Raw genomic sequence first — 10,414 nt, forward strand, 5'->3', positions numbered from 1 at the left:
TCCTCACTCCCGAGATGAAAGCCCCCTACTCCAGGCCTATCGCCGGGTTGCCAATTCGGTGATAGCGCACACAGATCTCGATCAAAGCGCTTGAACCTACCCTGGCCCTGTGTGAACTTCCGGTTAACAAAAAAGCAACACACCATTCACCATGGTGATGTCTGCACCACCCTGCCGACCCGATACGCGGCGTTTTTTTCGCCCTCAAAGGCCTGACCATTAGTCCTTTAGGCCTTTAAGGATCGCGAAAAGAAACCGTGGTTACCGTCGTGTTGAGGGCAACGGCATCAGGACGGTCCTGTGACCGACGCTTGTCATTCTCAGAAGAGAGGTTAACGCCAGTGAATCACGCCACCTATGCCGCTCCTGCACTCAACGTCGCCATTCGCAAAACCTGGCGCAGGCTGGTGCCATTGATGTTCGCCATGTACTTTATCGCCTTTATCGACAGGGTTAACGTCGGCTTTGCCAAGGACGCGATGGCCATCGATATCGCGCTGTCGCAATCCGCCTTCGCATTGGGTGCCGGGATATTTTTTGCCGCCTATGCGCTGTTCGGCATCCCGGCCAACCTGCTGATGAATCGCTGGGGCGCCAAACGCTGGCTCAGCGCCACCACTGCGCTGTGGGGGGCGCTGTCGGCCTGCACCGGGCTGGTGACCAACGAACAACAGTTTATCGTCCTGCGGTTTCTGCTGGGGATCGCCGAGGCCGGGTTTTACCCCGGCATCCTGCTGCTCGCGTCGATCTATTTTCCCAATAAGGTGCGCGCCTCGGTCATTGGCATTTTCGTGCTCGGCGTGCCGGCGGCCCTGACGCTCGGCTCCCCGCTGTCGGGGGCATTGCTGGAGATGCACGGCGTACTGGGCAAACCCGGCTGGTTCTGGATGTTCGTGCTGGAGGGGCTGCCGGCCGTCGCCCTCGGCGTCTTCGCCTTTTTCTATCTCGACGATAGCCCGCAGCAGGCCCGCTTTCTGACCGAGGAAGAGCGTGCGGCGCTGGTGGCACAGTTGGCCGCCGAACAGCAGCAAACCGAAACCAGCAGCGTCAAAGCGGCGATGAGAAGCGGCAAAGTTTGGCATCTGGCGCTGATCTACGGCACCCTGCAAATCGGCGTGTACGGCCTGATGTTTTTCCTGCCGTCGCAGGTCGCCTCGCTGATGGGCACCCATCTCGGCTTCAAGGCCTCGCTGGTGGCCGCCATTCCCTGGGCGTTCTCTGCGCTGGGCGTCTATTTCCTGCCGCGCTTTGCCGACAGAAACACCGCCAGAAGATTACCGATCGCCGTCGGCTTGCATGATCGCGGCGGCGCTGGGGTTGGTGGTCTCTTCCTATGCCGGCCCTTTGCTCGCTATCGTCGCCCTGAGCTGTTGCGCAGTCAGTTTCCTGGCGGTACAGCCGATTTTCTGGACGTTTCCCGCTCAGGTGCTCACCGGCCCGGCGCTGGCGGCCGGCATCGGCTTTTGCACTACGCTCGGCGCCGCGTTCAGCTTTTTAGCCCCGCTGATCCGCACCGAGGCGGAACAGCGTTTTCACAGCCCGCATGCCGGGCCGCTGGTGCTGGCCGCTTTCTCGCTGCTGTGCGCCGCGCTGTTGTGGGCGCTCAGAAACCGGCGCGCCGAGGTGAGCAAGCAAGACGCAGAGATTGCCGGATAGCGGCGCGTTATTTAACCCTTATTGAACCTGCGGATGGGACACTGGCACTCAGCCCCCTCGCCCGCAGGTGTTAAATGGATGAATTGACGCACATTATCGCCAAATACAGTCCGGAGCCGGAGATGTTGCTGCTGCTGATTTTCCTGTTTGCGCTGGGTAAATCCGTGATCTTCGTTTCCTCCATCCTGCCGCCCGCTTCGGTCACGCTGCTGATGGGCATCGTTGCGGGCAAGCACGCGCTGCCCCTCGGCGCCGTTTGGGCAGCCATCGCCCTCGGCGCCGCGCTGGGATCGATCTTGTCGTTCCACTGCGGCGCGCTGCTATGCCGCCGCGATCTACGCCGCCGGCTGCCGGCACGCTTTCACACGCCGCTGCGCAAAGCCCAGCGCGCCTTGCAAAAGAGAGGGCTTCCGCTGCTGTTCGCCTCGCGTTTTCTGGCGGTGATGCGCTATACCGTACCGCTGATGGCCGGCATGCTGAAACTGCCGCTGGGGCGCGTCTATGCCACCGCCGCGCTCTCGGCTGCCGCCTGGGCGCTGATCTTGATGTCGGCTGCGCATATATTCCCCGTACCTTGACCTGAAAGATTCTTGGGCAAATGTTCGGCCCATGCGCCGACGTTGCGCCAGCGCACAGCCTCTCTTGCCGTATAAACTGCGGTGCAACATCGCAGTTTGCGCCAGATCACCTTTCTGAACATCAGTCGAAAAATGCGAATTTTTTTGCAGAATGCGCGCTTAAAACGGCGCAATGAGGAAACAAACAGAGAAAAGTCCGAGCGTAACACGCTGATTTGGTTGGCGGGTCGTACAGAGTTCGAACCTGCGCCCCATTGATTAAGAGTCAACGGCTCTAGCGACTGATCGAACAACTCAACGCGCTAAACTGTCTTACTCGCCGGCGCCGCTGTCGAACGCTTACACCCATTACTTTTTCTCATGCGAATTTTACAACCCTTTGTTTAATCAACGAGATAAGCCGCATAAGGTCTGTTAATCCCACGTTTTGAAGAGTAATCTTCCGCTCCCTGAACGTCCGATTTGACTCCTCCGTGTAAAGATTGATCGACTTTTATCCCGCGTATAAATGTTGTAAACATGTTGCACAAAGGTGGCGTTATTGCACTACCTTACTAAAGCCGGACCAACCGGATAAATGTATAAAAAAGAGCCACTTCAGAGCTCGCGACTTCACTAATGACAGGTAAAACAGGACATCATCAGATGGTAGATCACTCTAAAATAGCGACTGACGCGACGCCCGATTCAGAAGATCATCTACGGCGAAACCTCACTAACCGACATATTCAACTGATCGCCATCGGCGGCGCCATCGGCACCGGTCTGTTTATGGGATCCGGTAAAACCATCAGTCTGGCCGGCCCTTCGATCATCTTCGTATACATGATCATCGGCTTTATGCTGTTCTTCGTGATGCGCGCCATGGGCGAGCTGCTGCTGTCCAACCTGGAATACAAATCGTTCAGCGATTTCGCCGCGGACCTGCTCGGCCCGTGGGCCGGTTTCTTCACCGGCTGGACCTACTGGTTCTGCTGGGTGGTCACCGGCATCGCCGACGTCGTGGCGATCACCGCCTACGCCCAGTTCTGGTTCCCCGAGCTGTCGCAGTGGATCGCTTCGCTGCTGTGCGTGCTGTTGCTGCTCGGCCTTAACCTGGCGACGGTGAAAATGTTCGGTGAAATGGAGTTCTGGTTTGCGATGATCAAAATCGTCGCCATCGTCGGTCTGATCGTCGCCGGGCTGGTGATGATCGCCATGCAGTTCCAATCGCCGACCGGCACCGTGGCCTCATTCACCCATTTGTGGAATGACGGCGGCATGTTCCCGAAAGGCATCAGCGGCTTCTTCGCCGGCTTCCAGATTGCGGTATTCGCCTTCGTCGGCATTGAGCTGGTGGGCACCACCGCCGCGGAAACCAAGGATCCGGAGAAATCGCTGCCGCGCGCCATCAACTCGATTCCGATCCGCATCATCATGTTCTACGTGTTCGCCCTGATCGTCATCATGTCGGTGACGCCGTGGAGCTCCGTGGTGCCGGACAAGAGCCCGTTCGTTGAGCTGTTCGTGCTGATCGGCCTGCCGGCCGCGGCCAGCGTGATCAACTTTGTGGTGCTGACCTCAGCCGCCTCTTCCGCCAACAGCGGCGTATTCTCCACCAGCCGCATGCTGTTCGGGCTGGCGCAGGAAGGCGACGCGCCGAAATCGTTCGCCAACCTGTCCAAGCGCGCGGTGCCGGCCAACGGCCTCACCTTCTCCTGCATCTGCCTGCTGGGCGGCGTGGTGCTGATTTACCTGATCCCGAACGTGATGACGGTCTTCACCCTGGTGACCACCGTATCGGCGATTCTGTTCATGTTCGTCTGGACCATCATCCTGTGCTCGTACCTGGTCTACCGTAAACAGCGCCCGGCGCTGCACCAGAAATCGATCTACAAGATGCCGGCCGGCAAGCTGATGTGCTGGGTGTGCATGGCGTTCTTCGTGTTCGTGCTGGTGCTGCTGTCGCTGCGCGAAGACACCCGCCAGGCGCTGATCGTCACCCCGCTGTGGTTCATCGTGCTCGGCCTGTCTTACGTGTTCCTGCGCAAGAAGAAAACCGCGTGATGCAAAAGGGGCGGATATCTCCGCCCCTTCCTGCTTTCTATGTCTCTGCGCTAATCCGCTTCCGTCGCCACCGCCGCTTTATCCCTGCGCCGCACGCGCAGCTCGCTGACCACCACCCCGATTACAATCAACGCGCCCCCCAATAACGCCACGCCCGGTAAACGCTCGCCGGCCAACCGCCCGACGATGCCCGCCCAGACCGGTTCGCCGGCGTAAATCACCGTGGCGCGCGTCGGCGAAACGCTGCGCTGCGCCCAGTTCATGGTCAGCTGAATCAAGGCGCTGGCCAGCCCCAGCCCAATGGCGCTGTACAGCAGGTAATCCGAATACGGCGGCGGCGACTCGCCGGTCGGCGCCATCATCAAAAAGGAGGCCAGCGAGGCGGTCGCCAGCTGCACAATGGTCACTCGGCGGATATTGACCTTGCCGGCGAAGGCGCCGATCAGAATGATCTCTGCCGCCATGCCCAGGGTGCCGGCCAGCGTCAGAATTTCACCGAGGCTCAGCGTCATGTCGGTGCTGCTCGGCGCCGCCAGCAGCATCAGGCCGGTGAAGGCCAGCAGAATGCCGATCCACGACATGATGCCGGGGAAGCGCCCCAGCACCAGCCATTGCAACAGAGGCACGATCGGCACGTACATGGCGGTGATAAACGCCGATTGGCTGCTGGTGATGGTCTGCAGGCCGACGGTTTGCATGCTGTAACCGAACATGATCGCCAGCCCGATCAGCACGCCCGCCTTCAGTTCATACCGGGTCAGGCCGCGCAGCACGCGCAGCGAAAACAGCGTCAGCGCCAGCGTGGCGGTGGCGAAACGCAGGCCGACGAAAAAGAACGGCCCGCTGACCTGCATCGCGTGATGCACCGCCAAAAAGGTGCCGCCCCAGATCATGGTGATGAAAATCAACACCGCTTCCGGCAACCTGATTTGCGGAACCACGGCGGAAATAAAGGATTTTTTTGCTGCTGACACCGGCTTGCCCTTCCTGCTGAGTGCAATATAATGCACAGATCCTGCCAGTATGAGATAAAGTCCGGCGATGAGCAATACGGCGCATAACGCAAAAACCGATCCCCCCAAGGTGCTGCAATACCTGAGCAGCAATCTGCGCGGCTACCGCCAACGGGCGGGCCTGAGCCAGATGGCGCTGGCCGAGCTTTCCGGCGTCAGCCGCCGCATGCTGGCGGGCATCGAGGCCGGCGATCGCAACGTCAGCCTGGCGGTGCTCGACAAGATCGCCGCCGCCCTGGCGATTTCTTTCACCGATCTTATCCAGGCGCCGGAAGCGCGCGGCAGCCATCTGGTGGGCGAGTTGGCCTGGCAAGGCGCGCAGCCGGGCAGCCAGGCGCTGTTCGCCGCCAGCGTGCCGGCGCGGCAACGGGCCGAGCTGTGGGAATGGACGCTGATGCCGGGCGAGCGCTATGACTCTGCCCCGGACGCCGAAGGCTGGAGCGAAATGATCTACGTGATTGCCGGTACCCTGACGCTGGAGCTGGAACAAGGCACGCTGACGCTCAGCGCCGGCGCCGCACAAACCTTCAACAGCGATCAACGCTACGCTTACGCCAACCACGGCGACCTGCCCCTGCGTTTTATCCGCAACGTCGCCTTCTGACCGCCCGCCGGCCCGCACCGGCGGCGGATGTCGTGTTGCTGTCGTGCCGCTGTCGTGGCGCCGCCACCGCGCTCGCCCTACACTGAATGACAGTGACAGCGAACTCAGGAGTGCACCATGCAAAAGTACCGCATCAGGCCATTACGTCTGGAAAAAGGCTGGTCGCAGGAGCAGCTGGCGACGATCGCCGGCCTCAGCACCCGCACCGTCCAGCGGATTGAAAACGGTGAACAGGCCAGCCTGGAAACCTTGACCGCGATCGCTGCCGCGCTGGGCGTGCAGGTCAGCGATCTCAATGCGCAGCCGCAACAGGCAATGGAGGAGGAGACGCCTGACGAACAGCGCATTCGTCGCCAGGTCGCGGCAGAAGGCAAACTGCTGAGCATGGCGGTGCGTTTCGCCGTGATTGGCGTGATGTTGTTCGCCATCAACTGGTTTACCCATCCGCAATATCTCTGGTCGCTGTGGGCGATCGGCGGCATGAACCTCGCGCTGGTCATGCGGGCAGTGCGTACCCTGCTGCTGCGCAATGTCTTCAGCCGCTGGCAGGAACAGCGGCTGGCGCACAAGCTGCGGCGCTTGCCCTGAATCCGCCATCCGACAAAACCAAGTTCGTCATTCGCTTCTATGCTTATCAAGGGTTTTTGTTAATCATCTGAGCGGGAGTACGGAACATGACGAAAGTGTTGGTGCTTTATTACTCAATGTACGGCCATATCGAAAGCCTGGCGCAGGCGGTGGCCGAAGGTGCGAATCGGGTTAACGGCGTGGACGTGACGATTAAACGCGTGCCGGAAACCATGACGCCGGAGGCCTTCGCCAAAGCCGGGGGCAAACAACATCAACAGGCGCCGGTCGCCACCCCGCAAGAGCTGGCGGACTATGACGGCATTATCTTCGGCACGCCGACCCGCTTCGGCAATATGGCCGGGCAGATGCGCACCTTCCTCGATCAGACCGGCGGTCTGTGGGCTTCCGGCGCGCTGTACGGCAAGGTAGGCAGCGTCTTCACCTCCACCGGCACCGGCGGCGGCCAGGAACACACCATCAGTTCCACCTGGACCACGCTGGCGCACCACGGTTTCATCATCGTGCCGATCGGCTATGCGACGCCGGAGCTGTTTGACGTTTCGCAGGTGCGCGGCGGCACCCCGTATGGCGCCACCACCATCGCCGGCGCCGACGGCTCGCGCCAGCCGAGCAACGAAGAGCTGACCATTGCCCGCTATCAGGGCGAGCACGTGGCAAAAATCACCGCCAAGCTGAAAAGTTAAGCCCCCTCCTGCGCCTGTGATTCAAAGGGCCGCGCATTCGCACGGCCCCATCTTGTTGCCGACCCGCCGCAAGGTTAGAATGCCCCTCCCCCGGCCATTCAGCGTCTGAAGGCCAGGCCCGAATTCGTTCTGCCCGTCGCTCATCCGCTTTCAGCCCGAGGACGGGCGTTCTGTTTTTTGCGCACAGCGAAGGGAATAAGTCAGTGTCTAAAGATTTTGATGAACTAATAAGAGACATGGATCTTATTATTGAAAATGTAGACAGCTTCAAGGCTCTGGCTCCGCGCGCGCCCGAGCCGGCTCCGGCCCCGCCGCCGCCGGTTCATCACTACGACTCGTTCTGCGAGAACATCGCGCTGAAAGTGGTCTTGAAGGTGCTGCTGTCTTCGGTGGACAAGATAGTCAAAGTGCAGATCGCCAACAAGGTCGAGCAGGAGATCGCCCAGATTGAACAGCAGGTGGTTCGCGCCGGCGGCGGCCCGGTGTCGCCGGACGATCTGGCACAGATGACGCACTATGTGCGCCGTACGGTCAACGACCTGCTGGAATAACGCCCCCGCCATACTTATTAGGCGATATGAATTTTTACGTTATTTTTATATCGCCTGCTTTATGCTTGATACACTTCAATAAATTGACGCATTGTCGGCAGGCATTCCGAGCAACAGTATGGTCAGAACCAAACAGATCCTGGTCGTTATTCATCTTTGCAGCTTTTTGGTCCTTCTTTACAGCCTTTCAATGATCCCGCCCCTGCTGATGGGGCTGTTGTATAAAGAAAAAAGCGCCTTCTCATTTTTCTATACCCTGGTGGTGGCCGCCACGCTCGGCGGATTGGGCTGGTTCAGCACCCGGCAGTCGAAAGTGCAGCTGCGCACCCAGGACGGTTTTCTGATCATCGTGATGTTTTGGCTGCTGTTTTCCGCGATCAGCGCCCTGCCGCTGTGGCTGGATGACACGCTGAACGTCCGGCTGGTCGACGCGATGTTTGAGGGAGTCTCCGGCATCACCACCACCGGCGCCTCGGTGCTGAATGACGTCTCGAACGTGCCCAAATCGTTCCTCTATTACCGTTCCCAGCTCAATTTTATCGGCGGCCTCGGGGTTATCGTGTTGGCCGTGGCCGTGCTACCGCTGCTGGGCATCGGCGGCGCCAAACTTTACCAGTCGGAAATGCCCGGCCCGTTCAAGGAGGAACGCCTGACGCCACGCCTGGCCGATACCTCGAAAAACCTGTGGTTGATCTACCTTGGGCTGGGGTTGGCCTGTACCGTCGCCTTTCGTCTGGCGGGCATGCCGTGGTTCGATGCGCTGTGCCACGGCATTTCCACCGTGTCGCTCGGCGGATTTTCCACCCGTAACGAAAGCCTGGGGTACTACGACAGTTCGGCGGTGGAAATGGTCGGCGGCATTTTCTCTATTCTGGCGGCGGTGAACTTCACGCTCTATTTCATTGCCGTCGGCCGTCGCAGCCTGAAACCGCTGTACCGCAGCCCCGAGCTGCGCTTTTTCCTGTTGATTCTGGCCATCGTCGTGGCGATCGTGTGTATCGAGCTGTACCGCTCGGGCATGTACGGCGTCAAAGACGCCTTCGTGCACGGCTTTTTCCTCACCAGTTCGATGATGACCGACAACGGTCTGGCCATCGCCGATTACACCCGGATCCCGTCCCACACCATCATGCTGCTGCTGGCGGCGAGTTTCTTCGGCGGCTGCGTCGGCTCCACCTGCGGCGGCATTAAAGCGCTGCGCTTTCTGATCATGTACAAACAAAGCCGGCTCGAGATCAACCAGCTGGTGCATCCCAACGCCATGTACACCATCAAGGTCGGCAATGCGCCGATCCAGGATCGGACGCTGCGCTCCGTCTGGAGCTTCTTCTTCCTTTACGTGCTGTTCACCTGTCTGTTTATCTGGCTGCTGAACTTGATGGGCTATGATCTGGTCACCGCTTTCGCCACCGTCGCCGCCTGCATCAACAATATGGGGCTGGGGTACGGAGAAACCGCCGCCGGTTTCGGCACGCTGAACGACGCGGCGAAATGGCTGATGTGCGCCGCCATGCTGCTCGGCCGCCTCGAGATCTATCCGATGTTGATCCTCTGTTCACGCGCGTTTTGGCGTTTTTGATAGTCCGAGCGGCGTACAGGGCGCCGTTCCGCTCTGTCAACGCCGACACATTCACAACATGAATGTGTTGCATTGTTGTATTCGTTTCACTGCGATAAGTTTAATTCACTGTAAATATATACAGTATTTTTTAACTTATTGAGGATATGAATATGCGTTTTAACAACAAGATGTTGGCCCTGGCCGCCCTGCTGTTCGCCGCGCAGGCGTCGGCCGACACGCTCGAATCCATCGACAACTGCGCGGTCGGCTGCCCGACCGGCGGCAGCAGCAACGTATCGATCGTGCGTCACGCTTATACGTTGAACAACAACAGCACCACCAAGTTCGCCAACTGGGTGGCCTATCACATCACCAAAGACACGCCGGCCAGCGGCAAGACGCGCAACTGGAAAACCGATCCGGCGCTCAACCCGGCGGACACTTTGGCGCCCGCCGATTACACCGGCGCCAATGCGGCGTTGAAGGTCGATCGCGGTCATCAGGCGCCGCTGGCCTCGCTGGCGGGCGTTTCCGACTGGGAGTCGCTGAACTACCTGTCCAACATCACGCCGCAAAAGTCCGATCTGAACCAGGGCGCCTGGGCGCGGCTGGAAGATCAGGAACGCAAGCTGATCGATCGCGCCGATATCTCCTCGGTCTATACCGTGACCGGCCCGCTGTATGAGCGCGATATGGGCAAACTGCCGGGCACCCAGAAAGCGCACACCATCCCCAGCGCCTACTGGAAAGTGATTTTCATCAACAACAGCCCGGCGGTGAACCACTATGCCGCTTTCCTGTTCGATCAGAACACGCCGAAGGGTGCCGATTTTTGCCAATTCCGCGTGACGGTGGACGAGATCGAGAAACGCACCGGTCTGATCATCTGGGCCGGTCTGCCGGACGACGTACAGGCTTCGCTGAAGAGCAAGCCCGGCGTCCTGCCGGAATTGATGGGCTGCAAAAACTGACGAAAAAACCCGCCGCGGCGGGTAATGCCGATCGTTTAAGGATCAATTGACCGATCCGGTAGTTGCTGTAAAAAGGGTCCATGGCATCATCATGGACCCTTAAAATGGAACTTTCCCAGGCTCTTGGCATTATCAATTTCACCACACCCGAGCGTGCTCG

At 59.5% G+C, this 10,414-nt stretch carries 9 protein-coding genes, 1 tRNA gene and 1 pseudogene; 9 read left to right on the forward strand and 2 right to left on the reverse strand.

Annotation, left to right across the window (positions count from 1 at the left end; all coding sequences use genetic code 11):
• Positions 1-416: 416 nt before the first annotated feature.
• A pseudogene (locus REA38_RS02880) lies at positions 417-1,656 on the forward strand (MFS transporter).
• Between the two features lie 74 nt (positions 1,657-1,730).
• Positions 1,731-2,234 carry a DedA family protein gene (locus tag REA38_RS02885; RefSeq protein WP_041034570.1) on the forward strand — a complete coding sequence of 168 codons (504 nt, stop codon included), beginning with the start codon at positions 1,731-1,733 and terminating at the stop codon, positions 2,232-2,234.
• 220 nt (positions 2,235-2,454) lie between these two features.
• Here REA38_RS02885 and REA38_RS02890 read toward each other — a convergent pair.
• Positions 2,455-2,530, reverse strand: a tRNA-Lys gene (locus REA38_RS02890).
• A gap of 349 nt (positions 2,531-2,879) precedes the next feature.
• Between REA38_RS02890 and cycA the strand changes: the two genes are divergently transcribed.
• The gene (gene cycA, locus REA38_RS02895) at positions 2,880-4,280 is read left to right on the forward strand and encodes a D-serine/D-alanine/glycine transporter (RefSeq protein WP_103773884.1); all 1,401 of its coding nucleotides are present in this window, start codon (positions 2,880-2,882) and stop codon (positions 4,278-4,280) included.
• A gap of 50 nt (positions 4,281-4,330) precedes the next feature.
• On the opposite strand, the gene REA38_RS02900 is transcribed toward cycA, so the two are convergent.
• Complete coding sequence (locus tag REA38_RS02900) at positions 4,331-5,254, reverse strand: DMT family transporter (protein WP_033637926.1); 924 nt, start codon at positions 5,252-5,254, stop codon at positions 4,331-4,333.
• 67 nt (positions 5,255-5,321) lie between these two features.
• Here REA38_RS02900 and REA38_RS02905 point away from each other — a divergent pair, with 67 nt between their 5' ends.
• The 6 genes from REA38_RS02905 (at position 5,322) to REA38_RS02930 (ending at position 10,254) form a co-directional block, all read left to right on the forward strand.
• Entirely contained in the window at positions 5,322-5,897 is a 576-nt protein-coding gene (locus REA38_RS02905; RefSeq protein WP_047568150.1) for a helix-turn-helix domain-containing protein, read from the forward strand.
• A gap of 117 nt (positions 5,898-6,014) precedes the next feature.
• On the forward strand, positions 6,015-6,485 hold the full coding sequence (locus REA38_RS02910) for a helix-turn-helix domain-containing protein (RefSeq protein ID WP_308884925.1): 471 nt from the start codon (positions 6,015-6,017) through the stop codon (positions 6,483-6,485).
• 86 nt (positions 6,486-6,571) lie between these two features.
• Entirely contained in the window at positions 6,572-7,171 is a 600-nt protein-coding gene (wrbA, locus tag REA38_RS02915; RefSeq protein ID WP_308884926.1) for an NAD(P)H:quinone oxidoreductase, read from the forward strand.
• A 236-nt stretch (positions 7,172-7,407) separates the two neighbouring features.
• The gene (locus tag REA38_RS02920; RefSeq protein ID WP_016928271.1) at positions 7,408-7,722 is read left to right on the forward strand and encodes a hypothetical protein; all 315 of its coding nucleotides are present in this window, start codon (positions 7,408-7,410) and stop codon (positions 7,720-7,722) included.
• A 118-nt stretch (positions 7,723-7,840) separates the two neighbouring features.
• Positions 7,841-9,301, forward strand: coding sequence for a TrkH family potassium uptake protein (locus tag REA38_RS02925; RefSeq protein WP_033654205.1), 1,461 nt, complete (start codon positions 7,841-7,843; stop codon positions 9,299-9,301).
• A 152-nt stretch (positions 9,302-9,453) separates the two neighbouring features.
• A complete protein-coding gene (locus REA38_RS02930) occupies positions 9,454-10,254 on the forward strand; it encodes a DNA/RNA non-specific endonuclease (protein ID WP_015377376.1) in 801 nt (266 codons plus the stop codon).
• Positions 10,255-10,414: the final 160 nt, after the last annotated feature.

Source organism: Serratia sp. MF1(2023) (genome assembly GCF_030954545.1).
In the GTDB taxonomy this organism is placed as follows: Bacteria; Pseudomonadota; Gammaproteobacteria; order Enterobacterales; family Enterobacteriaceae; genus Serratia; species Serratia sarumanii.

What these genes read in the sequence shown, in the direction of transcription:
- REA38_RS02885 (WP_041034570.1), top strand. Translation starts at nt 1,731, where the DNA reads ATGGATGAATTGACGCACATTATCGCCAAATACAGTCCGGAGCCGGAG.
- cycA (WP_103773884.1), top strand. Translation starts at nt 2,880, where the DNA reads ATGGTAGATCACTCTAAAATAGCGACTGACGCGACGCCCGATTCAGAA.
- REA38_RS02905 (WP_047568150.1), top strand. Translation starts at nt 5,322, where the DNA reads ATGAGCAATACGGCGCATAACGCAAAAACCGATCCCCCCAAGGTGCTG.
- REA38_RS02910 (WP_308884925.1), top strand. Translation starts at nt 6,015, where the DNA reads ATGCAAAAGTACCGCATCAGGCCATTACGTCTGGAAAAAGGCTGGTCG.
- wrbA (WP_308884926.1), top strand. Translation starts at nt 6,572, where the DNA reads ATGACGAAAGTGTTGGTGCTTTATTACTCAATGTACGGCCATATCGAA.
- REA38_RS02920 (WP_016928271.1), top strand. Translation starts at nt 7,408, where the DNA reads ATGGATCTTATTATTGAAAATGTAGACAGCTTCAAGGCTCTGGCTCCG.
- REA38_RS02925 (WP_033654205.1), top strand. Translation starts at nt 7,841, where the DNA reads ATGGTCAGAACCAAACAGATCCTGGTCGTTATTCATCTTTGCAGCTTT.
- REA38_RS02930 (WP_015377376.1), top strand. Translation starts at nt 9,454, where the DNA reads ATGCGTTTTAACAACAAGATGTTGGCCCTGGCCGCCCTGCTGTTCGCC.